A 22,668-nucleotide genomic window follows, 5' to 3' on the forward strand; every position below is an offset into this window, starting at 1 on the left:
CCTCCACCCCCTTGAATTTCCTGCTGTTCTGGTCGGACGGGGCTGCGGGGTGAAGCGGCCTCAAACTAAAATAGAACAGCCAAGGCCGCAAAAAGCGACCTTGGCTTTGGTAAAGATCGGTGCGAAGCTGCTTACTTAACTTCCACTTCTGCGCCTGCCTCGACCAGCTGCTTCTGTGCGTCGGCAGCTTCTTCTTTGGAGATGCCAGTCTTGACCGGCTGCGGAGCGCCGTCGACCAGGTCCTTGGCTTCTTTGAGGCCCAGGGAGGTCAGGCCGCGAACGACCTTGATGACGCCGATCTTGTTGGCGCCAGCGGACTTCAGGATGACGTCGAACTCGGTCTTCTCTTCAGCAGCTTCAGCAGCGGCAGCCGGAGCGCCAGCAGCAGCAACGGCAACCGGAGCGGCTGCGGATACGCCGAACTTCTCTTCGAGCTCTTTCACGAGGCCGGCAAGTTCGAGGACGGACATGTTCTCAATGAAGCTGATTACTTCTTCTTTGGTGATAGCCATTTCTTTCTCCTCCAGAGAATATTGTTAGATGTTTAAAGCGAAAATTGTCGGTGACTGCGACTAGGCAGCCTTCTGGATCCTGATCTGCTCCAGCGCGCGTACGAAACCGCCCGGGACAGCCGCGAGAACGCGTACGAAGTTGCTTGCCGGTGCCTGCATGCTGCCCAGCATCTTGGCGATAAGCACTTCGCGGCTCGGCAGGTCTGCCAGAGCCTGGATCTCAGCCACGTTGATGGTCTTGCCGGTGAGCACGCCAGCTTTCAAGGTAAACGGGTTAGTGTTTTCCTTGTTGAAGCGGGACAGCACCTTGGCCGCCGCGACGGGATCGTCGTAGCAAAGGGCGATAGCGGTGGGGCCTGCGTAGTACTGCGACAGACCTTCCTTGTCGGTCCCCTTGGAAGCGATCTCGAGCAGGGTGTTCTTGACGACCTTGTACTCCGCGTTGGCTTTCCTGAGCTCGTTTCTGAGCTCGGTGGCCTGGCCGACGTTCATCCCGCGGAAATCCGCCAGGAATACCGCCTGCGCCCTCTGGAGCTTGTCGTGCATTTCGGCAACAAGTTCTTGCTTGTTTTCCTTATTCAAGCGCCTTCCTCCTTTCTTTTGGTATACGGGTACGGAACCCCGCCAAAGTCAGGAAGTTGCGGAACGTGCATTTTCGCGCAACATCTGCAAGTCTCGGTTGGCCGCCCGGAAGCGTTTAAGCGCCGACGATACAACTGGCACACCCACTGTCTTTGACTTTGGCTTTACAGCTAGTACTGCTCTTTATTTCAAGATCGCGCTGATGTCAGCGAGATCGATGGTGACGCCCGGGCCCATGGTGGAGGACACGGCAACCTTCTTCATGTAGGTCCCTTTTGCAGCAGCCGGCTTCGCCTTCTGGAGTGCTTCCACCAGGGCGACCACGTTCTGCCTCAGGGTCTCGGCGGTGAAGGAGACCTTGCCGACCGGGGCATGGATGATGCCGGCCTTCTCGACGCGGAACTCGACCTTACCGGACTTGGACTCCTTGATGGCGCGGGCCAGGTCGAAGGTCACGGTGCCGACCTTCGGGTTCGGCATCAGGCCGCGGGGTCCGAGGAGCTTACCGATCTTACCGACCACACCCATCATGTCCGGGGTAGCGATGGCGGTGTCGAACTCGAACCACCCTTCCTGGATCTTGGCGACCAGGTCGTCGGCACCGACGTAATCGGCACCGGCCTCGCGGGCCTCTTTCTCCTTCTCACCCTTGGCGAAAACCAGGACGCGCACATCCTTGCCGAGACCGTTGGGGAGTACCACGGCGCCGCGGACCATCTGGTCGGCGTGACGCGGGTCAACGCCCAGCTTCACCACCAGGTCGACGGTCTCGTCGAACTTCGCATAAGCCGCGCTCTTCACGAGCTCAAGGCCGTCGGTCAGGGGATAGGTTTTGGTCCTGTCGACCTTGGCGCGAGCCTCTTTAAGCTTTTTTGTCATAGACATTTCTGATAACCCTCTCTTTAACTTAAGCTATTTCAACGCCCATGCTGCGCGCGGTACCTTCGATGGTCTTCATGGCAGCCTCAAGGCTCGCGGCATTGAGGTCGGGCATCTTCTTGGTAGCGATCTCGCGTACCTGCTCCTTGGTCAGCTTGCCCACCTTGGTCTTGTTGGGGGTAGCGGAACCGCTCTGGAGGCCGAGAGCTTTCTTGATGAGAACCGGAGCCGGCGGAGTCTTGGTGATGAAGGTGAAGGACCTGTCGGCGTAGACAGTGATGACGACCGGAGTGATGGTCCCTTCGTCTGCCTGGGTCTTCGCATTGAAGGCCTTGCAGAATTCCATGATGTTGACGCCGTGCTGACCGAGTGCGGGACCGATCGGGGGAGACGGGTTTGCCTTCCCTGCGGGTACCTGCAGCTTTATGTAACCGGTGATCTTTTTCGCCATTTTCCTACTCCTTTTTCATTCCTTCGAACTGCCGGAAGCTTCTATCAATAACAGAGGGTCGCCCCTACTGCTTTTCTACCTGCATGAACTCGAGCTCGACCGGGGTCGCGCGCCCGAAGATGCTTACCATGACCTTGAGTTTCCCCTTGTCCGGCTTGACGTCCTCGACCACACCCGAGAAGTTGAGGAAGGGACCGTCGATGACCCTGACCGTCTCGCCAACTTCGAAGAGGACCTTGGGACGGGGCTTTTCAGCACCCTCTTCCATCCTCTTGGTGATCTTGTTGACTTCGTCGTCCGGGATCGGGAAGGGATTATTGCCACCGACGAACCCGGTAACCTTCGCGGTCTCTTTGACCACGTGCCAGGTGTCGTCGTTCAGTTCCATGTTCACCAGGATGTATCCGGGGAAGAACTTCCTGGAAGAAGTCTTCTTCTCCCCCTTCTTAAGTTCGACGACGGTTTCGCACGGGATCAGGATCTCGCCGAAGAACTCCTCCATCTCGAGGTTCTTGATGCGCTCTGCCAGAGAGAGTCGCACCTTGTTCTCGAAGCCGGAGTAGGTATGTACGCCGTACCATTTGTGTGCCATTTGATGAGTCCTCTAGCGGATAATCGACTTGATGAGCTTAGTAAGGACCACGTCGCAGACGCCAAGGTAAAGTGAGATGATCACGATGATGACGACAACTACCTGAGCAGTAGAGAAGGTCTCTTTACGGGTCGGCCAAGTCACCTTGGCGAGCTCCGCCTGTACATCCTCAAAAAAAGTCTTGGCTTTCGCGAGCACTTGTCACTCCTCACTTCGTGAAGATAAAAAAAATGGCAGGCCAGGAGGGATTCGAACCCCCAACACCCGGTTTTGGAGACCGGTGCTCTAGCCGTTAGAGCTACTGGCCTGCGGCGGGGGTTCCCTGACAGTTCAGGGAACCCCAAATCAAATTATTTGGTTTCCTTGTGCGGCGTGTGCTTCTGGCAGAAGCGGCAGTACTTGTTGAACTCCAGCTTCTGGGGCGTATTCTTCTTGTTCTTCGTGGTGGTATAGTTACGCTGTTTGCACTCGGTGCAGCCAAGGGTGATGATGTCTCTAGGCATTTTCTTTCGTCCTTTTCAAACTATTTTCTTGTCCCGATACTTCCGGAACTCAAAGAACCCGTCAGGTCCTACTCGATGATGGAGGCGACGACGCCTGCACCGACGGTACGGCCGCCTTCGCGGATAGCGAAACGCAGACCTTCGTCCATTGCGATCGGGGTGATCAGGTTGACGGTTACCGAGACGTTGTCGCCCGGCATAACCATCTCGACACCGGCTTCGAGGTCAACCACGCCGGTAACGTCGGTGGTCCTGAAGTAGAACTGCGGACGGTAGCCGTTGAAGAACGGGGTGTGACGGCCGCCCTCTTCCTTGGACAGGATGTAGGCTTCGGCTTTGAACTTGGTGTGCGGGGTGATGGAGCCCGGCTTGGCGAGAACCTGGCCACGCTCGATCTCCTCACGCTTCACGCCGCGGAGCAGTGCGCCGATGTTGTCGCCGGCACGCCCCTCGTCGAGGAGCTTACGGAACATCTCGACGCCGGTAACGGTGGTCTTGGTGGTGGCCTTGATGCCGACAACCTCGACCTCCTCGCCGACCTTGATGATGCCGCGCTCGACACGACCGGTAGCGACGGTACCACGACCGGAGATGGAGAACACGTCCTCGACCGGCATCAGGAACGGACGGTCGATGGCGCGCTGCGGCTCCGGGATGTAGGTGTCGACGGCTTCCATCAGCTTCATGATGGCCTGCTCGCCCAGCTCGCCTGCATCGCCCTCGAGGCCTTTCAGAGCGGAACCCTTGATGATCGGGATATCGTCGCCGGGGAAGTCGTAGGAGGAGAGCAGTTCGCGCACTTCCAGCTCGACCAGCTCGAGGAGCTCCTCGTCGTCCACCATGTCGGCCTTGTTCAGGAACACGACGATGTAGGGGACGCCGACCTGACGCGCGAGCAGGATGTGCTCACGGGTCTGCGGCATCGGGCCGTCAGCTGCGGATACAACCAGGATCGCGCCGTCCATCTGCGCTGCACCGGTGATCATGTTCTTTACGTAGTCGGCGTGGCCCGGGCAGTCGACGTGAGCGTAGTGACGCTTGTCGGTCTCGTACTCGACGTGGGCGGTAGCGATGGTGATACCACGCTCACGCTCTTCCGGGGCGTTGTCGATCTGGTCGAACGCCTTGAACTCGGCCTGGCCTTTGCCGGCGAGCACCTTGGTGATAGCTGCGGTCAGGGTGGTCTTGCCGTGGTCGACGTGACCGATGGTCCCTATGTTCACATGCGGTTTAGTTCTTTCGAATTTAGCTTTAGCCATGAGGAATCCTCCCTGATGTTTCTACTACAGCTGTTATGTGAATGTTTTTTCTAGAAGGGATGGAGCCCACAACCGGATTCGAACCGGTGACCTCTTCCTTACCAAGGAAGTGCTCTACCTACTGAGCTATGTGGGCGTATTCTGTTTTTGGAGCGGGAAACGGGACTCGAACCCGCGACCCTCAGCTTGGAAGGCTGATGCTCTAGCCAACTGAGCTATTCCCGCCAATTCCCTGCTTTGAAGTTTTTTGACTCGACTTGCACTCCACTCAACCAGTACCAGCGACCCCAAGGATCTCCTGATTTGAGCAGATGCTCATCTCATCTGAAGTATGTATGGTGGAGGGAGGAGGATTCGAACCTCCGAAGTCGATGACGACAGATTTACAGTCTGTTCCCTTTGGCCGCTCGGGAATCCCTCCAGACAGAAGTGAGGCTATTAACTTTTCAATCTGGAGCTGACGATGGGACTCGAACCCGCAACCTGCTGATTACAAGTCAGCTGCTCTACCAATTGAGCTACGCCAGCTGATTCGCTACCATCCGCTACCAATTTCGCTGCGCCCTTGTGTTGCGAAGCGAATCCCTGTTCTAAAGCAAAAGGGTCTCGGTGTCAACATCTTTTTTTCAGCGTGCGAATTATTTTTCAAAGGGCGACGTATACAACTGAAGCATTCCATCGACTTGCCGCCGGGGCGGGCAAGAATTCGAGACTATAGCAGTACTTCATTCTCAATGCAAGCTCATTCTTCAATTCTGTTGTCACAGAAGCATTTTCTGCTCTTCGCCAACCAAGTCATCCCCCAGGATCAACAAGCACGGGTACAGTTCCCCCGGTTTCCGGCAGTTACAGCGCATGATTCCCGCAATTGTCATGGCTACAAATCACTTTTCCTGTGTCTGTACTCATTGTTGGAGCGCGGCTATAGTTGATTCACCTAAAGAGAGGGAGGGAGGACGCTATGGAATGTTCACTTGGAAAAGGAGAACTGTTGAACCTGGCCGGAGGAGCTTACGGTATCACCTTGCGCTGCCTGACCGGGACCATCTGGCTTACCAAGGGCGACGGCAGGGACTACCTCATACGCCAGGGAAGCAGCTTTGAACTCACCAAAGGGGAAGCGGCCCTGGCGGAAGCCCTCGAGGCGGCGGAACTGCAGATGAAAGCAGCTGGCGTGATGCAGGAAACCAGGTCCGCGCTGGCCGCTCAGCCGGCGGGACCTTTCCTGCCGCGACTTCTCTAGAGGAAATACTACGGATGGACCGGTGCGCAGGCCTGCTCGCCGACCACGGTATGCCAGCCGCGCACCGTCCACTTGGCCACCAGCCCGTTCAGGACGTACGGGTCTGCCTTGGCGAAGGCCGCCGGTACGTCCGGGGAATCAGCCTTAAAGAGAAGGACGGCGCCGTCGGCCGGATCGGTGAGCGCACCGCCGAGAATCAACTCTCCACGCTGCGCCGACTCCCAGGCCATGGCCAGGTGCTCCCCGCGATACTCGCCCCTGCGCTCCAGGTAATCCGGAGCAACCTCATACAGCAACAGATAATGCATGACTACCTCCTGTTGTTGTGCCCGAACAACTCGGCCGCAGCATCCTCCCGGCCGCATTCCTTCAATGCCGCCAGGCAGTTCTTCTTCTCCTCCGACACGTGGTACAGAAGCAGGGATTTTTGCAGCCCCTTTTCACGGTCCGTCCGTGCCACGTACACCTTCTCCCCGGTAAAGGGATCCACACCCGTGTGATAGATGCAGGTCGACAGCGTCCCGGGCGTCGGCGTGAAATCCTGCACCTGCTCAACCCGCATACCCCAACGCTTCAGCATCAGTGCGAGATCCACCATATCCGACAGGGTGCAGCCGGGATGTCCGGAAATGAAATACGGGACGATGTACTGCCTCTTGCCCGCCTTGACACTTTCCTTCTGGAAAGCGTCCCGGAAGCGGTCGAAGCAGTCGTGCCCGGGCTTGCGCATCACCGAGGTGACGCGATCGGTCAGATGCTCCGGCGCCACTTTCAAGAGGCCGCTTACGTGGTGCGATACCAATTCGCGCAGGTAACGGGGCTGGCGCTCCATCAGGTCGTAACGCACCCCAGACGAAACAGCGACGTTCTTCACGCCTGAAATCCGGCGTGCCTTGGCGAGGAGCCGGGAACTGGCAGCATCGTCGGTGATCAGGTTCTTGCAGATCTGGGGAAACAAGCAGCTGTCGCGACGGCACTTGGCGCCCGCCTCCGCGTTGCCGCAGGAGAGCCCGAACATGTTGGCGGTCGGCCCGCCTATGTCGCTCACGCTGCCCCGGAACCAGGGCAACGCCGCCAGGCGCTCCAGCTCCTGGAGCACACCCTGCTCGCTTCTGGACTGGATCGTCTTCCCCTGGTGATGGGTGATGGCGCAGAAGGCGCAGCCGCCGAAACAGCCGCGATGCGTGGTAATGGAGTTGCGGATCTGCTCGTAAGCGGGGATCGCTTCCTTGTAACTCGGGTGCGGGGCCTTCACGAAGGGGAGCGCGTAGATTGTGTCCAGCGCCTGTTCGCTGAGCGGCCACGCAGGAGGGTTGCACACCAGGTAGCGTTGAGCGTGGCGCTGGATGACGGTCCTGGCGCAGCCGGGATTCTGCTCCCCCGACAGCAGGCGGAACGAGCGTGCGTAGGCCGCCTTATCCGCAGCCACCTCCTCGTAACTCGGGAGTTCCACCAGGTCGGTGCCCGGGTCCGGCGCGGTCGAAGACGGGTAAGCCGTACCACGGATGTCGCGAATGGAAGCGAAGGCTTCACCCTTTTGCAGCCGCTGCACCAGTTCCAGCAGCGGGCTCTCCCCCATCCCGTAGACCAGCAGGTCCGCCTTGGCATCGAAGAGTGCGGAGCGGCGCACCTTGTCTTCCCAGAAGTCGTAATGGGCGAAACGCCTGAGGCTCGCCTCAATGCCACCGATCACCACCGGCACGTCGCGGTAGGCTTCCTTCAACCGTGAGGTGTAGATGATGGTGGCGCGGTTGGGGCGCGCACCGTGGCGGTTGCCGGGAGTGTAGGCGTCGTCGCGGCGCAGTTTCCTGGCCGGGGTGTAGTGCGCCACCATGGAATCCATGGCACCTGCGGCGACCGCGAAGAACAGGCGCGGGCGCCCGAGCGCCATGAACGGCTCCTTGCTGCGCCAGTCCGGTTGCGGAATGATGCCGACCCGGAGCCCCTTCGATTCCAGGAGCCGCGCCAGCAGCGGCACACCGAACGAGGGGTGGTCCACGTAGGCGTCGCCGGAGACGAAGATGACATCGAGCTCGTTCCAGCCGCGAGCCTTTGCTTCGGAAAGTGAGATGGGGAGAAACCGGGAAGGAGACTGCTTGGGGCGTGCGTGTTTCATATAAACCTTAAAACCGTTGGCCACGGAGAAAATCTGAGGACATCTGAGAAAGTCAAAACCAAAAGGCTTCTATCTTTGCTTCTCTCAGATTTTCTCCGAAGTTCTCCGTGGCTAATGGTTTTGACTTTACGGGAAGATCCCCAGGAAATCGAGGCCGAGAGTCTCGGGAAGCCCGCACATGAGGTTCATGTTCTGAACCGCCTGCCCGGACGCGCCTTTCACCAGGTTGTCGATGGCGGAGACCACGATGATCCTACCGGTCCTTTCGTCGACCACGATACCGATGTCGCAGAAGTTGGATCCCCTGACGTGCGCCGTCGACGGGAGCACTCCCTCGGGCAGCACCCTGACGAACGGCTCCCCCTCGTAGAAGGTCTCGTACAGGGTAATCAGTTCGGACGCCCTCACCTTCCCGGTCGGGACACTGTAGATGGTGGAAAGGATGCCGCGGTCCATCGGCACCAGGTGCGGCGTGAACGAGATGGTGAGCGGAGTGCCCGCCAGCAGTGCGAGTTCCTGCTCGATCTCGGGGATGTGACGATGCACGCCCCCCACGCCGTAGGCCTTGAAGCCTTCATTCACCTCGCAGTAGAGGTTGTCCACCTTGGCGCTGCGCCCGGCGCCGGAAGTACCGGACTTGGCGTCGACGATGATGCTCTTCGGATCGATCACCTTACCCTTCAATAGCGGCGCCAGGCCGAGGATGACGCTGGTCGGGTAGCAGCCGGGGTTGGCGATCAGGTTCGCCTCGCGGATCGTGTCGCGACGCAGCTCGGGAATGCCGTAGACCGCCTGGGGGAGCAGTTCCGGGGTCAGGTGCTTTTCGTACCACTTGCCGTAGACGTCGGCGTCGTGCAGCCGGTAGTCGGCCGAGAGATCGACCACGTCCTTGCCCATCTTCAGAAAGGTCGGCACGACCGCCATGGCCGCCTTGTGCGGCAGCGCGGTGAAGACCACGTCCGCCTGCTCTGCGATCCCGACCGGCTCGAGGTTCTGAAGCACTAAGTCACACCTGCCGCGCAGGGTCGGGAACACGTCGCTCACCGGGCGACCGGCGCTCTGCTCGGAGGTGACACAGGTGACGGCAACCTCGGGGTGGGCATGAAGGATACGGATAAGTTCGACGCCGGTATAGCCGCTGGCACCGACGATGGCAACCTTGATCATGAAAGGCCTCCCTTCTCAGAACGGAAAAAATGGAAGCTTGATGTTAGCACAGCTTCCAGACAGATTAACACTCAAAACCTCAAAACCGTTAGCCACGGAGAACTTCGGAGAACATCTGAGAGAAACAAAACTTTTTTGGTTTTGGTTTTCTCAGATGTCCTCAGATTTTCTCCGTGGCCAATGGTTTTGCTTCTAAGGTTTTTGAAACAGCAAAAGGAGGAACCCTGACGGATTCCCCCTTTGCAATACTGAGACAGCAATTGCCTCCAGCAGCGGATTAACGCTTGGAGAACTGGAAGCTGGCGCGTGCCGCCTTCTTGCCGTACTTCTTTCTTTCCTTGATGCGCGAGTCGCGGGTGATGAACCCGGCCTTCTTCAAGGTGCCGCGCAGGTCGGCATCGGCCTCGATGAGGGCCTTGGTGATGCCGTGCTTGATGGCGCCGGCCTGGCCGGAGTCGCCACCGCCCTTGACGGTGCAGAAGATGTCGAACTTGCCGACATTCTCGGTCAGCTCGAGGGGCTGCATGACCACCATCTTGGAGGTCTCGCGGCCGAAGTAGCTGTCAAGAGTCTTGGTATTTACAATGATCTCACCATTGCCCGGCTTGATCCAAACCCTGGCGATGGAAGACTTCCTTTTCCCGGTTGCGTAAAAGCTTGCTGCCATTTTCTATCTCCTGATGAACGAATTAAATGTTCAGATCTTTCGGATTCTGAGCCGCATGCGGATGAGCGCTGCCGCTGTAGATCTTCAGCTTCTTGATCATGTGGCGGGCAAGCTTGTTCTTGGGCAGCATGCCTTTCACGGCTTTCTTGATCAGATCTTCCGGCTTCTTGTCGAGGAGCTTGCCGGCAGAGATCTCTTTCAGGCCGCCCGGGAAAGCAGAGTGGCTGTAGTAGGTCTTGTCGGAAAGCTTCTTGCCGGTGAGGGCGATCTTCTCAGCGTTCACGACGATGACGAAGTCGCCGGTATCAACGCTCGGGGTAAAGGTCGGCTTGTTCTTGCCACGCAGCACGTTGGCGATCTCGGTCGCTACACGGCCGAGGACCTTATTATCCACATCAACCAGGTACCAATCCCTGGTCACTTCTTCTTTTTTGGCAACTTGCGTCTTCATTGAAACCTCACAGCTATCTGGAATTAGCACATTAACTTACAGAAGATTGAGAATTTAATCGATTCGTCCGTTCATGTCAAGACAAAAAACCGCGGAGAGAATTAACGCTCTATTAAAGAGGCATCATTCCCCGCTCTGCCCCGGGTAGAAAACCTGCATGAGACAGAGCCCTTGCGGCGGCACTGTCATTCCCGCGTTCTGCCGGTCGCCCCCCTTGAGCAGACGCGCCACGTCGGCCGCGCTCAACCTGCCCTGCCCCACTTCGATGAGCGTCCCGGTGATGATGCGCACCATGTTCTTCAGAAAACCGCTACCGTTGATGTCGAGGTGCAACAGGCGCCCCTCCTGCACCAATTCCATGCTGTAGATACGGCGCACGGTGGTCTTGGCGGCACAGTTGGCGCCGCGGAAGGCGGCGAAGTCATGCTCGCCGACGAAGAGCTTGCAGGCGGCGCGCATCGCCTCGACGTCGAGCTTGCCCTTGACGCGCCATGCCGTGTGACGCACCAGCGGCGAACGGAGGTCGTCGAGCAGCATGGTGTAGCGGTAGTGCTTTGCCTGCGCGTTGAAGCGCGCGTGGAAGTCGAGCGGCACCTCGGCAGCGTCGCGCACCGCGATATCACTCGGGAGCAGCGAGTTCAGCCCCTCGCGGAAGGCGCGTAGCGGCATGGTGCGCTCGGTCTTGAAGCAGGCCACCATGCCGCGGGCGTGCACCCCGGCGTCGGTGCGGCCGGAGGCGTGCAGGGTGGTGTGCTCCCCGAGCATCTTGGCCAGCGCCTTTTCCATGACCTCCTGGATGGTCAGCCCGTTGGGCTGCACCTGCCAGCCGGCGTAGGCGGTGCCGTCGTATTCTATGATCAGTTTGATGTTGCGCATACCCTTCCTGGTCTGACAGGTCCGCCTAGTCCGACTGGTCTGACGTCCATGACTACTTCAAGTACTGCTCCACCAGAATCTCAGCTATCTGCACGGCGTTGGTGGCAGCGCCCTTCCTAAGGTTGTCGGCCACAATCCAGAGGTTCAGGCCGTTCTTGATGGAGGCGTCCTCGCGGATGCGCCCCACCAGGGTCAGGTCCTCGCCGGCGACGTCCATGGCCATCGGGTACTCGCCGTTGGGCGGATTGTCCACCAGTTCCACGCCCGGCGCATCCTCCAGGAGCTCGCGCGCCTTGGCCACGGTGATCTTCTTCTCGGTCTCGATGTTGACCGACTCGGAGTGGCCGTAGAAGACGGGAACGCGGACGCAGGTCGCGGTGGTGGCGATGTCCGCCTCCATGATCTTCCTGGTCTCGTTGACCATCTTCATCTCTTCCTTGGTGTAGCCGTTGTCGCAGAAGGAATCGATCTGCGGCAGGCAGTTGAAGGCGATGCGGTGCGGATAGACCTCGTTCTTGGGCGGGCGGCCGTTCAGAAGCTCCCCGGTCTGGATGCGCAACTCATCGATCGCCTTGTTGCCGGTGCCGGAAACGGCCTGGTAGGTGGAGACCACGATCCTCTTGATGGTGCCGAAGTCGTGCAGGGGCTTGAGCGCCACCACCATCTGGATGGTGGAGCAGTTCGGGTTGGCGATGATCCCCTTTTTGCGATAGTCGGCGATAGCGTGCGGGTTCACCTCCGGGACCACCAGCGGCACGTCCTTGTCCATGCGCCACGCACTGGAGTTGTCGATGCAAACCGCTCCCGCCTTGGCCGCGGACGGACAAAACTCTTCGGAGCGCGCCCCACCTGCCGAGAAGAGGGCGATATCGATCCCGTCGAAGGAATCGTGCTTCAGCTCCTCCACAGTCACCGGTTTGCCGTTGAACTCCAGCACCTGTCCCGCGCTCCTCGCGCTCGCCAGGAACTTGATCTGCCCCACCGGGAACTTGCGCTCCTCCAGGCACTCGATCATCTGGGTTCCCACGGCACCGGTCGCGCCTACCACTGCTACATTCCACGTCTTCTTCATGCTTTTACATCTCCTCAAGACAAAAACGGGAGCGCGCCCCCTGGCTGCCGGGGACGCGCTCCGCTTCTCGCTGCATAAAATTCAGAAACTAAGTCAACGGCATCTCACACGGAACAACACGGAGAAGACGGAAAGAGCACGGATCTAAAGCCTGGTTTCCCCAAAATGCTTTTGCCTTATCTGCCTTTATCCGTACGTTCCCGTAAAATCCGTGTGCGACGCCTTTGACCTTGACCTTACCTCTCCTTCAGGATCTGCAGCATGCGGCGCAGCGGCTCGGCGGCGCCCCACAGCAGCTGATCGCCGCAGGTGAAGGCGGAGAGGTACTGCGGCCCCATCTTCATCTTGCGCACGCGGCCGACCGGGACGGTGAGCGACCCGGAAACGGCTGCCGGGGTGAGCCCCGCCAGGGAGTCGGCCTTGTTGTTCGGGATGAACTTCACCCACTGGTTGTCGTTCTTGATCATGTCCTCGATCTCGGCGATCGGGATGTCCTTGGTCAGTTTCATGGTGATCGCCTGGCTGTGGCAGCGCATCGCGCCCACGCGGACACAGATGCCGTCCACCGGGATCGGGTTCACGGCGCCGAGGATCTTGTTGGTCTCGGCGTAGCCTTTCCACTCCTCGCGGCTCTGCCCGTCCTCGACCTCGCGGTCGATCCAGGGGAGCACGCTGCCGGCCAGCGGGAAGCCGAACTCCTTGGTCGGCATGTCACCGCTTCTCAGGGTGTCAGTGACCTTCTTATCGATCTCGAGGATCGCGGAACCCGGGGTGGCCAACTGCTGGGCAACGGAACCATGCAGCACGCCCATCTGGGAGAGAAGCTCACGCATGTTCGGTGCGCCGGCACCGGAGGCTGCCTGGTAGGTCATGGAGGAGAGCCACTCGACCACGCCCGCCTTGAACAGCCCGCCCAGGCCCATGAGCATGAGGCTCACGGTGCAGTTGCCGCCGACGTAGTCCTTGATCCCCTTGGAGAGGGCCGCGTCGATGACGTTGCGGTTGATCGGATCGAGGATGATGACGGCGTCGTCTTCCATACGCAGGGTGCTGGCGGCATCGATCCAGTAGCCGTTCCAGCCGGCCTTCTTCAGCTCCGGGCGGACGGCCTTGGTGTAATCGCCCCCCTGGCAGGTGATGATCACGTCCAGCTTCTTCAGCTCGTTGATGTCCGATGCATCCTTCAGCGTCCCCGCGTTCAGCGGGGCGGGCTGCCCCACCTGCGAAGTGGTGAAGAATACCGGCTCAACACCTGCGAAATCGTTCTCTTCCTGCATGCGCTGCATGAGAACCGAGCCAACCATGCCACGCCAACCGACCATACCGACTTTCATAGGCGACCTTCCTTTCTATTTATATGGTGTGAATGTGTGGCGGGGTCTCCCCCGCCTTGTTTGTGCCGTTACTTACAGGTTGGCGATGATGGCGTCGCCGATCTCCTTGGTGTTGACCAGCTTCTCGCCGGCCTTCTCCTGATAGATGTCGCGGGTGCGGTAACCCTGGTCCAGCACCTTGGCGACGGCGTTGTCGATGGCGTCGGCCGCCTCGACCATGCCGAAGGAGTAACGCAGCATCATCCCCGCGGAGAGGATCTGGGCGATCGGGTTGGCGATCCCCTGCCCCGCGATGTCCGGGGCGCTGCCGCCGGAGGGCTCGTACATGCCGAAGGTCCCCTCGGCCAGCGAAGCCGACGGGAGCATCCCCAGGGAGCCGGTCAGCATGGCGGCCTCGTCGGAGAGGATGTCGCCGAACATGTTCTCGCACAGGATGACGTCGAACTGCTTGGGCCACCTTACCAGCTGCATCGCCGCGTTGTCCACGTACATGTGGGAAAGCTCGACGTCCGGGTACTCCTTGGCGATGTTGATCACGATCTCGCGCCAGAGCACGGAGGTGGAGAGAACGTTGGCCTTGTCGATGGAGCAGACCTTCTTGCCGCGCTTCTGGGCGGCCTGAAAGGCGACGTGCGCGATGCGCTCGATCTCGGGCACGCTGTAGCGCATGGTGTCCACGCCGACGCGGTCACGGCCGGCCCCGTCGATCCCCTTGGGCTGGGAGAAGTAGATGCCACCGGTCAGCTCGCGGATCACCAGGATGTCGAATCCGCCGGCGATGACCTCTTCCTTCAGGGAGGAGGCGCTGGTCAGCGACGGGAAGATGATGGCGGGACGAAGATTGGCATAGAGACCGAAGATCTTCCTCAGCGGCAGCAGTGCGCCGCGCTCGGGCTGCTCGTCCGGCGGCAGGGTCTCCCACTTGGGACCGCCCACCGAACCGAACAGGATGGCGTCGGCTGCCTTGCATATATTCACGGTAGTCTCGGGAAGGGCACGCCCCTCCAGGTCGATCCCGGCGCCGCCTACGTTGGCGTGGGTGCGCTCGAATTTCACGTCGTAGCGTTTCTCGACCGCATCCAGTACCTTCAGTGCTTCTGCCATAACCTCCGGGCCGATGCCGTCACCCGGCAGCACCGCCACTTTAAAAAGCTGTCCCATTGCACAACCTCCGATATGTATTAAATTAGCGATTCTATTTGCGAGACAGTGATATTGTCAACATAAAAAAGGCCGTCAAACATACGTTTAGCGCCCCAAACCATGACTATGAGTTAATGCTCGGCCGGCTGGTTCAGTTCCGGCACGAAATGAATCCTCGATGCAGAGTTTTATTAGAGAATAATAAAACTTTCGGTTTATCTTCATGAGGTGTTGTGGTACATTCCGAGGAAACCGCTGGGGCTGAACCGGCCCCAGGAGGCTTATCGGCGGCTGCGCCGCCAAAACTTCCCTAACGAGAAGCGCCGACTGGACAAATTCATTAGAGAAGGTAATATTCCTTGGCCAGCGAAAGACACCAATCGCGCAAAGGGAGAGGCACCCGCGCAGCCAGCAAAAGGAGGCCCGCAAAGGGGACAGGCACCTGCGGAGCCAGTCCCCGGGAGCCGTGACCGACATGACCGCATCCCGCGTAGGAACATCATATTTTCAGGAGAAGAAATGCTACTCATCGCTCGTCTCGCACAGTGTGCCGCTGTGCTTTCCCTGCTCACCATGACCGCCTGCTCGACGCCCCGCGCCGGCAAACCCGTGCTCGGAGACCCGGAAAACCCGTATCCCATGCAGAAAGCCGCCGAGATCGGCGACATCATCCACCTCCCCACCGGGACGCTGGTGACGCCGCAGCAGATGTTCGACGTGGTCACCGACGCCCGGGTGGTCTACGTCGGCGAGACGCATGACAACCCGGCCGCGCACCGCCTGGAACTGGACACGCTGAAGGCTATGGAGCAGCGCTACCCCGGCAAGGTCGCGCTCGGCATGGAGATGTTCGTGAGGTCGCAGCAGCCGGTCCTCGACCGCTGGGTGGCGGGCGAACTGGATGAGAAGGCGTTCTTGAAGGCCTCACGCTGGTACGACAACTGGAAGATGGACTTCGCGTACTACCGCGACCTGCTCCTCTACGCCAGGGAAAAGCGGATCCCGGTCGTCGCGCTGAACGCGGAGAAGGAACTGGTGCAGGCCGTGCGCATGAAACCGCTCGAGGAGCTGACTCCTGAGCAGAAAGCGCAGCTGCCGCAGATGGACCTCTCCGATCCGTACCAGCGCGCCCAAACCGAGAGCATCTTCAGCGGACACAACAGCCACGGCAAAATGGCCATCGAGGGCTTCATCCGGGCCCAAACCCTGTGGGACGAGACCATGGCGGAATCCGCCGTGCGCTACCTCACCAGCGCCTCAGGAAAGGATCGGCGCCTTCTCGTTGTCGCAGGCGGCAATCACGTCGGCTACGGCTTCGGCATCCCGCGCCGTGCCTTCCGCCGTCTCCCCGCCTCCTACGCCACCATCGGCGGCCATGAGGTTGTGGTGCGGCGCGCCGAGAAGCCGGTGATGATGGATGTGGAGACCCCGGACTTCCCCACCGTCTCCTTCGACTTCCTGGTGAACTACGCCTACGAGGGGCTCCCCGCACCGGGCGTGCTGCTCGGCGTCATGTTCGAGCCCGACCCGAAAGGGCGCGGCTTGGTGGTGAACACGGTGGTGCCCGACTCCAACGCCTCCCGCGCCGGGGTGCAAAAGGGTGACCTGCTGCTCGCCATGGACAACGAGCCGTTAAAGGAAAGCCTCGATCTGGTCTACGCGGTGAAACAGAAGCACGTGGGAGACAAGTCCACCCTGAAGCTGGAACGAAAGGGTGAAGTGATGGATATAGAGGTGGTCTTCAAAATAGGAGAGGCGCCCAAGCACGGCAAGCCCTGACACCGGCGGGATGATGTCCCGACGCTTAACTGGAGGAAAGCTATTGTATGTACGCCATGAGTAATGTCGGCAATACCATCGCCATGGTGCTTGCCGGTGGCAAAGGGGAGCGCCTGAGCCCCCTCACCATCAGAAGGGCCAAGCCGAGCGTCATGTTCGGCGGCAAATACAAGATCATCGACTTCGTCCTGAGCAACCTCTTCAACTCCGGGATCAAGAAGGTCTACATCCTGACCCAGTACCGCGCCTACTCCCTCAACAAGCACATCAGGGAGTCGTGGGGCAAATGGACCGGCCTGGGCGAGTTCTTCGTCGCCATCTCGCCGGAGACCAGTTCGGAGAACGAGGACTGGTTCAAGGGGACAGCCGACGCCATCCTGCAGTACCTGCGCTTCGTGGAGTCGTCGGACGCGGACTACGTCGCCATCTTCGGCGGCGACCATATCTACAAGATGGACGTGAGCCAGATGATCGACTACCACCGCAGAAACCGCGCCGACCTGACCGTTGCGGCGCTGGAGGTGCCGGTCCAGGAGGCGAGCCGCTTCGGGGTCTTCTCGGTTGACGACGACTACAAAATCACCGCCTTCACCGAAAAACCGAAAAACCCGGAAAGCATCCCCGGCCGTGACACCTGCTTCGCTTCCATGGGGAACTACATCTTCTCCACCAAGAAGCTGATCGAAGTGCTGCAGGAAGGCAAGAAGCGGTACGAGGATCTGGATTTCGGCAAGCACGTCATCCCGATGATGCTGGAAAACCGCGACAAGGTCTTCGCGTACAACTTCAACGACAACATCATCCCAGGCATGAAGGCGGAGGAGAAGGGGTACTGGAAGGACGTGGGAACCATCGAGAGCTACTACGAGGCGAACATGGACCTGATCCACGTCTCGCCGCAGTTGAACCTCTACAACTACAAGTGGCCGATCCTGACCAACCAGGGGAACCTGCCGCCGGCCAAGACCGTGTTCGACGAGGATGGGCGGCGCGGCATGAACATCGATTCCTACGTCTGCGCAGGCTGCATTACCAGCGGGGCCACCGTGCGCCGCACCATCCTGGGGCCGCGCTGCAAGGTGAACAGCTACAGCGAAGTGGAGGATTCCATCCTCTTCGAGAACGTCACCGTGGGGCGCCACGTGAAGATCAGGCGCACCATCATCGACAAGAACGTCGTCATCCCCGACGGCACCGAGATCGGCTACGACCACGACCAGGACCGGGCCAAGGGATACCGGGTCACCGAATCGGGGATCGTCGTGGTATCGATGGCGGAAGCGAAATAACCGAGGCGGCCCCGGCCGCCTCAGAGTCTAAACGGCAGCAAACACCCCGGCCACCGCAGCCAGACGCCCCAAAGGGCGGGAGCACGCATGCGGGCAGCATCGAAGCGCAATCAAAGACGCGAGATAAACAAGATCGTCGGGGTCTATGCCCTCTTCGGCAGCGCCTGGATCTACCTCTCCGGCTACGCACTGATCTGGCTGGTTTCGGACCGCCACATCGCGGAACAGATCGAGGTCTACAAGGGGCTCATGTTCATCATGGTCACTTCTGCGCTGCTCTACCAGCTGATCTCGCGCTTTGCGGGGCGCCTGGCGGAGTCGGTAGACCGGCTGGAGCAGAGCGAGGCCCGGTTCCAGGCCATCTACCACAACGTCAACGACGCTCTCTTCATCCACGATGCCGCCACCGGGCAACTGGTAGACGTGAACCGCACCATGTGCGAGATGTTCGGCTACACGCCCGAGGAGGCCCACAGCCTGACCGTTGGAGAGCTGAGCCTTGGGGAACCGCCTTACACGGACGAAGACGCGTGGCTTCTTTTGCAGCAGGCGGCGTCGGGTCCCCCGATGACGGTCAGGTGGCGCAGCAAGAAGAAGGACGGCTCGCTGTTCTGGTCCGAGGTCAGCCTGCGCCGGGCCGATATCGGCGGCAGCGACCGCATCATCGTCCTCGTGCGCGACATCACCGCGCGTCACGAAATCGAGGAAGCCCTGCAGCAAAACGAGGAGATCCTCAAGGTCCTCATGGAGGAGATGCCGGCAGGGGTGGGCTGGGCCGACGAGAGTGGCAGGGTCCAGTACCTCAACAGCTACGTCAGCGACTGGCTGGGGTTCGTCTCCGAGGATCGCCCCACCCTGGAAGAGCTTATGCAACGCGCCCTGCCCGACCCGGCTTACCGGGACCGGACCCTGGCACCCTGGCGCGAGGAAATCGGGAAGACGACGCTGGAGAGCGGTACACCGATCACGCCGCTGGAGGCGAAAATTTCCTGCGTCGACGGCTCCTCGAGGCACGTCATCCTCAATACCCGTCTGGTCCGCCACCGTCTCCTGTTCACCCTGACCGACATCACCAAATGGGAGGCGATGCAACAAGAGGTGCTCAAGGCCCAGAAGCTGGAATCCCTCGGGGTCCTGGCAGGCGGCATCGCCCACGACTTCAACAACATCCTCACCGGCATCCTCGGCAACCTATCCTTCGCCGAACTGCTGCTCGACCAGGATCATCCGGCGCGGGGAGCGGTGAAAAACGCCGAAAAGGCGTCGCAACGCGCCGCCGAACTGGCGCACCAACTCCTCACCTTTTCCAGAGGTGGCCAGCCTATCAAGAAAGTGGTTCCGCTGGGCCGGCTCCTGCAGGAATCCCTCACCCTCGCCCTGCACGGCACCAAGGTGCAGACCCGGCTGAACCTCCAGGAAGGGCTCCATGCCATCGAGGCGGACGAGGGGCAGATGAACCAGGCCTTCTCCAACGTCATCATCAACGCCTGCCAGGCCATGCCCGGCGGCGGGGTTCTGACCGTGACCGCCGAGAACCTGCCGCTTGCCGCCAACAACAGCCAGACACTCCCCCCCGGCGATTACGCGAAGATATCCTTCAGCGATGAAGGGTGCGGCATCGCGTACGAGGACCAGAAGCTCATCTTCGATCCCTACTACAGCACCAAACCGGGAGGGAGCGGGCTGGGCCTTGCCTCGGTGCACTCCATCGTCATCAAGCATGGCGGCAGAGTCGAGGTGACCTCCGCCCCCGGAGCGGGAACCACCCTCACCTTCTACCTCCCCTCCGCGGGCGAGGCGGTGGCGGAAGAGGCGCCGCGGCAACCGGAGCGGAACACCAAGGCGGGGGAAGGGACGGTGCTGGTCATGGACGACGAAGAGGCGATCAGGACGCTGACCCGGGACATGCTGCAGTACCTGGGGTACCAGGTGGTGACCTGCGCGACCGGAGAGGAAGCGGTGAGCCTGTACCGGGAGGCGGCCCAGGCCGGAAGGCCTTTCGCGGTGGCGATCATGGATCTCACCATACCCGCCGCCATGGGGGGCAAGGAGGCGGCACAACAGATCCTGGCATTTGATCCCGCTGCCAGGCTGATCGTCTCCAGCGGCTATTCCAACGATCCCGTCATGGCGGAACATGCCGAATACGGCTTCTGCGCCGCCGTCGTCAAGCCGTACCGTTGCGACGAACTGCAACAGGCCCTGGAGCGGGTGCTGTCCGCCCCGTAACCGGCGCCGGTTCAGCTACTCCGGTTCCCGCCCCCACAGCTCCTTCAATCTCCAGTTGCGGCCGCACCCCTCGTGGTAGCGCTGGTAATGGTAGGGTTCCTTCTTGTAGTACTGACGGTGGTACTCCTCCGCCGGGTAGAACTCGGAGGCGGGGAGTATCTGCGTGACGACGGCTGCACCGAGACGGTTACTCTGCTCCGCTTCCTGCCTGCTCTCCTCGGCTTCCCGCTTCTGTTCCTCGTCCAGATAAAAGACGGCGGTCTGGTACTGGCTGCCGTAGTCGCAAAACTGGCGGTTTTTGGTGGTGGGATCGATGTTGCGCCAGAACACCCGCAGCAGTTCGCGGTAACTGACACGCCCCGGGTCGAAGACGATCTCGACCGCCTCGACGTGCCCGGTCTCCCCCTCGCAGACCTCCCGGTAGCTGGGGTTGGGCGTGGTGCCGCCGGTATAGCCGGGGAGCACCGAGAGCACCCCCGGCATCTTGTCGAAGACCGGCTCCATGCACCAGAAGCAGCCACCGGCAAAGATGGCGGTTTCGGTGGTGGTGTCGGTGGCGTGGTTTTTCATGGTTCCTCCCTTGGTGCCGAGCGTCCGGCGGGCGTTGAGGGGGACAGGCACCTGGCGGAGCCAGTCCCCTTCGGCGCTCGAACGTCCGACTGGTCCGACTGGTCAGCCTGTGACCGCGATGACTTCCTCGTAGGTGGTGATTCCTTCCAGCATCTTCCGCACTGCCTGTTCGCGCAGCGTCACAAGGCCGTCTTTCCGGGCTGCTGCCTGCAACCCGGCCAGGTCGACCCGCTCGCTGATGGCCCCCTTGATGGTTTCGTTCACGTCCAGCACCTCGAAGATCCCGGTCCTTCCCTTGTAGCCGGTGCCGCGACATTCAGCGCACCCCTCCCCGGACCAGACCCTGGCGGGCCGCTTCAATCCCAGGTACTCCAGCTCCTCGGCGCTCAACTGGCTCTCCCGTTTGCAGGCGGGACAGATCCGGCGCAACAGCCTCTGTGCGATGATGCCGATCACGGTCGAGGAGATCAGAAACGAGGGAACACCGAGGTCGATCAACCGCGTCACGGAGGAAGGGGCGTCGTTGGTGTGCAGCGTGGAAAGGACCAGGTGCCCGGTGAGGGCGGCCTGCACCGCGTTCTCGGCGGTCTCCTTGTCCCGGATCTCGCCGATCATGATGATGTCGGGATCCTGGCGGAGCACGTTTCTGAGCACCTTGTCGAAGGTCACCCCGATGCCGCTTTGCACCCCCACCTGGTTGAACTCCTCCATCACCATCTCGATGGGGTCTTCGACGGTGACGATGTTGACTTCGGGCGAGGAAAGCGTCCTGAGCGACGAGTAGAGCGTGGTGGTCTTGCCGCTGCCGGTGGGGCCGGTGACCAGGATGATCCCGTTGGGGCGGCGCAGGAAGGAACTGTAGAGCTGGTACTCGCGCGGATAGAAGCCGATCGAGTCCAATTCCTGCATCAGCACGTCCGGGTCGAAGATCCTGATCACCACCTTCTCCCCGAAGGCGACCGGCAGGGTTGAGACGCGCAGCTCTACTTCGCGCCCCTCATGGCTGGTCTTGATCCTGCCGTCCTGGGGACGCCGCTTCTCGGCCAGGTCCATGCGGGAGAGCATCTTGATCCGGGACACGATGGGGGGATGCAGCGGCTTGGGCACCACGTGGACGTTGTGCAGCACCCCGTCCACCCGCAGGCGCACCAGCGTCTTCTCCCTCTTTGGCTCGATGTGGATGTCGCTCGCCCGCTGGTCGAAGGCGTACTGCAGCAGGAAGTCCACCGCCGAGATGATGTTGCGGTCGGTCCCTTCGATCTCGTGCCCGCTCTTTAAGCGCACGAACTGCTCCAGGTTCCCCAGGTCCACCGCCGTGGACACCTCGCTCTCGGCGGCCTGCACCGAGGCCCGGAAGCCGAAGAACTCCCTCAGGATCTTCAGGATATCGTTGCGCGAGGCGAGCACCCGGCGAAACTCCATCCTTTTCACAGCCTTCAGCTCGTCGATGACCTCGTCGTTGAAAGGATCGGCGACGGCGAGGGTCACCACCCCGTCCGCGTATCCGACCGGGACGATCAGGTGCCTCAGTGCGAAGGGGCGGGAGATGTGGGCAGTGACCAGGTCGAGGTCGAGCTTCATCGGGTTGATCTTCAGGTAGGGAAGCCCCACTGCGGCGGCAAGCACCTCGGTGATGGCGTCTTCGGTGAGGAGCCTTCCGCCGGAATCGGGGACCTCCAGGTTCATCGAGGCGATGATCTCTGCGGGGGAGGGCTTTTCCGGGGTCTGCTGCAGCCGCCGGGAATATCCTGCCTGCTGCGCGCCCGCCAGCCGGTGGGCCTGCGCGTCCCCCTTGGCAAGCAGCTCCGCGGACTGCTTCTCGTCGATCAGTCCCCGCTGCAAAAGGATCTGCACGACGTTCTTGATGGTGACCATCTTCTTTTTCTGCATGGCCGACACCCTTTAATGGGAACAAGTATGCGATTATCGGCGAGAACCTTAGTGATGTCAAGGA

The 22,668-nt window shown here is 60.5% G+C and carries 23 protein-coding genes and 5 tRNA genes; 4 read left to right on the forward strand and 24 right to left on the reverse strand.

Annotated features, from left to right (window positions below; translation table 11 throughout):
- Window positions 1-131: 131 nt before the first annotated feature.
- The 13 genes from rplL to KP004_RS15695 all read right to left on the reverse strand — a co-directional run bounded on the left by rplL (window position 132) and on the right by KP004_RS15695 (window position 5,306).
- Window positions 132-512, reverse strand: coding sequence for a 50S ribosomal protein L7/L12 (gene rplL, locus KP004_RS15635; protein ID WP_183350953.1), 381 nt, complete (start codon window positions 510-512; stop codon window positions 132-134).
- A 60-nt stretch (window positions 513-572) separates the two neighbouring features.
- Window positions 573-1,094, reverse strand: coding sequence for a 50S ribosomal protein L10 (rplJ, locus tag KP004_RS15640; protein ID WP_183350951.1), 522 nt, complete (start codon window positions 1,092-1,094; stop codon window positions 573-575).
- Between the two features lie 183 nt (window positions 1,095-1,277).
- Window positions 1,278-1,979 carry a 50S ribosomal protein L1 gene (gene rplA, locus KP004_RS15645; protein ID WP_199390447.1) on the reverse strand — a complete coding sequence of 234 codons (702 nt, stop codon included), beginning with the start codon at window positions 1,977-1,979 and terminating at the stop codon, window positions 1,278-1,280.
- A gap of 22 nt (window positions 1,980-2,001) precedes the next feature.
- Window positions 2,002-2,424 (reverse strand): 50S ribosomal protein L11, encoded by a 423-nt coding sequence (gene rplK / locus KP004_RS15650; protein ID WP_183350948.1) that lies wholly within the window; start codon window positions 2,422-2,424, stop codon window positions 2,002-2,004.
- A 64-nt stretch (window positions 2,425-2,488) separates the two neighbouring features.
- Window positions 2,489-3,016: a transcription termination/antitermination protein NusG gene (gene nusG / locus KP004_RS15655; protein WP_183350946.1), complete on the reverse strand. Its 528-nt coding sequence runs from the start codon at window positions 3,014-3,016 to the stop codon at window positions 2,489-2,491.
- Between the two features lie 12 nt (window positions 3,017-3,028).
- Window positions 3,029-3,214: a preprotein translocase subunit SecE gene (gene secE, locus KP004_RS15660; RefSeq protein WP_183350944.1), complete on the reverse strand. Its 186-nt coding sequence runs from the start codon at window positions 3,212-3,214 to the stop codon at window positions 3,029-3,031.
- Between the two features lie 33 nt (window positions 3,215-3,247).
- Window positions 3,248-3,324: transfer RNA gene (locus tag KP004_RS15665), tRNA-Trp, on the reverse strand.
- Window positions 3,325-3,366: 42 nt separating this feature from the next.
- Complete coding sequence (gene rpmG, locus KP004_RS15670; RefSeq protein WP_183350942.1) at window positions 3,367-3,519, reverse strand: 50S ribosomal protein L33; 153 nt, start codon at window positions 3,517-3,519, stop codon at window positions 3,367-3,369.
- Window positions 3,520-3,587: 68 nt separating this feature from the next.
- Entirely contained in the window at window positions 3,588-4,778 is a 1,191-nt protein-coding gene (tuf, locus tag KP004_RS15675) for an elongation factor Tu (protein ID WP_216799378.1), read from the reverse strand.
- A 60-nt stretch (window positions 4,779-4,838) separates the two neighbouring features.
- Window positions 4,839-4,914, reverse strand: a tRNA-Thr gene (locus KP004_RS15680).
- A gap of 12 nt (window positions 4,915-4,926) precedes the next feature.
- Window positions 4,927-5,003 (reverse strand) — tRNA-Gly (locus KP004_RS15685).
- A gap of 111 nt (window positions 5,004-5,114) precedes the next feature.
- Window positions 5,115-5,199: transfer RNA gene (locus KP004_RS15690), tRNA-Tyr, on the reverse strand.
- A gap of 31 nt (window positions 5,200-5,230) precedes the next feature.
- Window positions 5,231-5,306, reverse strand: a tRNA-Thr gene (locus KP004_RS15695).
- 433 nt (window positions 5,307-5,739) lie between these two features.
- On the opposite strand from KP004_RS15695, the gene KP004_RS15700 reads away from it, so the two are divergent.
- A complete protein-coding gene (locus KP004_RS15700; protein WP_216799382.1) occupies window positions 5,740-6,021 on the forward strand; it encodes a DUF2917 domain-containing protein in 282 nt (93 codons plus the stop codon).
- A gap of 8 nt (window positions 6,022-6,029) precedes the next feature.
- Here the strand turns inward: KP004_RS15700 and KP004_RS15705 are convergent, their stop codons facing one another.
- The 9 genes from KP004_RS15705 to leuB all read right to left on the reverse strand — a co-directional run bounded on the left by KP004_RS15705 (window position 6,030) and on the right by leuB (window position 14,865).
- Window positions 6,030-6,329 (reverse strand): YciI-like protein, encoded by a 300-nt coding sequence (locus KP004_RS15705; protein WP_216799383.1) that lies wholly within the window; start codon window positions 6,327-6,329, stop codon window positions 6,030-6,032.
- A 2-nt stretch (window positions 6,330-6,331) separates the two neighbouring features.
- Entirely contained in the window at window positions 6,332-8,137 is a 1,806-nt protein-coding gene (locus KP004_RS15710; protein WP_216799384.1) for a YgiQ family radical SAM protein, read from the reverse strand.
- A gap of 126 nt (window positions 8,138-8,263) precedes the next feature.
- The gene (argC, locus tag KP004_RS15715) at window positions 8,264-9,304 is read right to left on the reverse strand and encodes an N-acetyl-gamma-glutamyl-phosphate reductase (RefSeq protein WP_216799385.1); all 1,041 of its coding nucleotides are present in this window, start codon (window positions 9,302-9,304) and stop codon (window positions 8,264-8,266) included.
- 277 nt (window positions 9,305-9,581) lie between these two features.
- Complete coding sequence (gene rpsI, locus KP004_RS15720) at window positions 9,582-9,971, reverse strand: 30S ribosomal protein S9 (protein WP_183349858.1); 390 nt, start codon at window positions 9,969-9,971, stop codon at window positions 9,582-9,584.
- A gap of 22 nt (window positions 9,972-9,993) precedes the next feature.
- The gene (rplM, locus tag KP004_RS15725) at window positions 9,994-10,422 is read right to left on the reverse strand and encodes a 50S ribosomal protein L13 (RefSeq protein ID WP_183349856.1); all 429 of its coding nucleotides are present in this window, start codon (window positions 10,420-10,422) and stop codon (window positions 9,994-9,996) included.
- A 123-nt stretch (window positions 10,423-10,545) separates the two neighbouring features.
- On the reverse strand, window positions 10,546-11,298 hold the full coding sequence (gene truA / locus KP004_RS15730) for a tRNA pseudouridine(38-40) synthase TruA (protein WP_216799386.1): 753 nt from the start codon (window positions 11,296-11,298) through the stop codon (window positions 10,546-10,548).
- Between the two features lie 52 nt (window positions 11,299-11,350).
- Window positions 11,351-12,370, reverse strand: coding sequence for an aspartate-semialdehyde dehydrogenase (locus KP004_RS15735; protein ID WP_216799387.1), 1,020 nt, complete (start codon window positions 12,368-12,370; stop codon window positions 11,351-11,353).
- A gap of 236 nt (window positions 12,371-12,606) precedes the next feature.
- On the reverse strand, window positions 12,607-13,704 hold the full coding sequence (gene asd, locus KP004_RS15740) for an aspartate-semialdehyde dehydrogenase (RefSeq protein ID WP_216799388.1): 1,098 nt from the start codon (window positions 13,702-13,704) through the stop codon (window positions 12,607-12,609).
- Window positions 13,705-13,776: 72 nt separating this feature from the next.
- Window positions 13,777-14,865 (reverse strand): 3-isopropylmalate dehydrogenase, encoded by a 1,089-nt coding sequence (gene leuB, locus KP004_RS15745; RefSeq protein ID WP_216799389.1) that lies wholly within the window; start codon window positions 14,863-14,865, stop codon window positions 13,777-13,779.
- Window positions 14,866-15,366: 501 nt separating this feature from the next.
- Here leuB and KP004_RS15750 point away from each other — a divergent pair.
- The 3 genes from KP004_RS15750 to KP004_RS15760 all read left to right on the forward strand — a co-directional run bounded on the left by KP004_RS15750 (window position 15,367) and on the right by KP004_RS15760 (window position 20,144).
- Complete coding sequence (locus KP004_RS15750; protein WP_216799390.1) at window positions 15,367-16,626, forward strand: ChaN family lipoprotein; 1,260 nt, start codon at window positions 15,367-15,369, stop codon at window positions 16,624-16,626.
- Between the two features lie 47 nt (window positions 16,627-16,673).
- On the forward strand, window positions 16,674-17,915 hold the full coding sequence (gene glgC, locus KP004_RS15755) for a glucose-1-phosphate adenylyltransferase (RefSeq protein WP_216799391.1): 1,242 nt from the start codon (window positions 16,674-16,676) through the stop codon (window positions 17,913-17,915).
- An 87-nt stretch (window positions 17,916-18,002) separates the two neighbouring features.
- Window positions 18,003-20,144: a hybrid sensor histidine kinase/response regulator gene (locus KP004_RS15760; RefSeq protein WP_216799392.1), complete on the forward strand. Its 2,142-nt coding sequence runs from the start codon at window positions 18,003-18,005 to the stop codon at window positions 20,142-20,144.
- Between the two features lie 15 nt (window positions 20,145-20,159).
- Here the strand turns inward: KP004_RS15760 and msrA are convergent, their stop codons facing one another.
- Together msrA and KP004_RS15770 are read right to left on the reverse strand one after the other, a co-directional pair.
- Window positions 20,160-20,714, reverse strand: a complete 555-nt coding sequence (gene msrA, locus KP004_RS15765; RefSeq protein WP_216799393.1) for a peptide-methionine (S)-S-oxide reductase MsrA — start codon at window positions 20,712-20,714, stop codon at window positions 20,160-20,162.
- A gap of 102 nt (window positions 20,715-20,816) precedes the next feature.
- Window positions 20,817-22,604 carry a GspE/PulE family protein gene (locus tag KP004_RS15770; protein ID WP_216799394.1) on the reverse strand — a complete coding sequence of 596 codons (1,788 nt, stop codon included), beginning with the start codon at window positions 22,602-22,604 and terminating at the stop codon, window positions 20,817-20,819.
- Window positions 22,605-22,668 lie beyond the last annotated feature (64 nt).

Source organism: Geomonas oryzisoli (assembly GCF_018986915.1).
Classification (GTDB): domain Bacteria; phylum Desulfobacterota; class Desulfuromonadia; order Geobacterales; family Geobacteraceae; genus Geomonas; species Geomonas oryzisoli.

Excerpts from the sequence above, each read along its gene's own strand:
- rplA (WP_199390447.1), bottom strand. The coding sequence starts at position 1,979 with ATGTCTATGACAAAAAAGCTTAAAGAGGCTCGCGCCAAGGTCGACAGG.
- leuB (WP_216799389.1), bottom strand. The coding sequence starts at position 14,865 with ATGGGACAGCTTTTTAAAGTGGCGGTGCTGCCGGGTGACGGCATCGGC.
- rpmG (WP_183350942.1), bottom strand. The coding sequence starts at position 3,519 with ATGCCTAGAGACATCATCACCCTTGGCTGCACCGAGTGCAAACAGCGT.
- glgC (WP_216799391.1), top strand. The coding sequence starts at position 16,674 with ATGTACGCCATGAGTAATGTCGGCAATACCATCGCCATGGTGCTTGCC.
- asd (WP_216799388.1), bottom strand. The coding sequence starts at position 13,704 with ATGAAAGTCGGTATGGTCGGTTGGCGTGGCATGGTTGGCTCGGTTCTC.
- rplL (WP_183350953.1), bottom strand. The coding sequence starts at position 512 with ATGGCTATCACCAAAGAAGAAGTAATCAGCTTCATTGAGAACATGTCC.
- KP004_RS15750 (WP_216799390.1), top strand. The coding sequence starts at position 15,367 with ATGCTACTCATCGCTCGTCTCGCACAGTGTGCCGCTGTGCTTTCCCTG.
- truA (WP_216799386.1), bottom strand. The coding sequence starts at position 11,298 with ATGCGCAACATCAAACTGATCATAGAATACGACGGCACCGCCTACGCC.
- KP004_RS15710 (WP_216799384.1), bottom strand. The coding sequence starts at position 8,137 with ATGAAACACGCACGCCCCAAGCAGTCTCCTTCCCGGTTTCTCCCCATC.
- KP004_RS15735 (WP_216799387.1), bottom strand. The coding sequence starts at position 12,370 with ATGAAGAAGACGTGGAATGTAGCAGTGGTAGGCGCGACCGGTGCCGTG.
- tuf (WP_216799378.1), bottom strand. The coding sequence starts at position 4,778 with ATGGCTAAAGCTAAATTCGAAAGAACTAAACCGCATGTGAACATAGGG.
- KP004_RS15705 (WP_216799383.1), bottom strand. The coding sequence starts at position 6,329 with ATGCATTATCTGTTGCTGTATGAGGTTGCTCCGGATTACCTGGAGCGC.
- rplM (WP_183349856.1), bottom strand. The coding sequence starts at position 10,422 with ATGAAGACGCAAGTTGCCAAAAAAGAAGAAGTGACCAGGGATTGGTAC.
- rplK (WP_183350948.1), bottom strand. The coding sequence starts at position 2,424 with ATGGCGAAAAAGATCACCGGTTACATAAAGCTGCAGGTACCCGCAGGG.
- KP004_RS15770 (WP_216799394.1), bottom strand. The coding sequence starts at position 22,604 with ATGCAGAAAAAGAAGATGGTCACCATCAAGAACGTCGTGCAGATCCTT.
- KP004_RS15760 (WP_216799392.1), top strand. The coding sequence starts at position 18,003 with ATGCGGGCAGCATCGAAGCGCAATCAAAGACGCGAGATAAACAAGATC.
- KP004_RS15700 (WP_216799382.1), top strand. The coding sequence starts at position 5,740 with ATGGAATGTTCACTTGGAAAAGGAGAACTGTTGAACCTGGCCGGAGGA.
- msrA (WP_216799393.1), bottom strand. The coding sequence starts at position 20,714 with ATGAAAAACCACGCCACCGACACCACCACCGAAACCGCCATCTTTGCC.
- argC (WP_216799385.1), bottom strand. The coding sequence starts at position 9,304 with ATGATCAAGGTTGCCATCGTCGGTGCCAGCGGCTATACCGGCGTCGAA.
- nusG (WP_183350946.1), bottom strand. The coding sequence starts at position 3,016 with ATGGCACACAAATGGTACGGCGTACATACCTACTCCGGCTTCGAGAAC.
- rpsI (WP_183349858.1), bottom strand. The coding sequence starts at position 9,971 with ATGGCAGCAAGCTTTTACGCAACCGGGAAAAGGAAGTCTTCCATCGCC.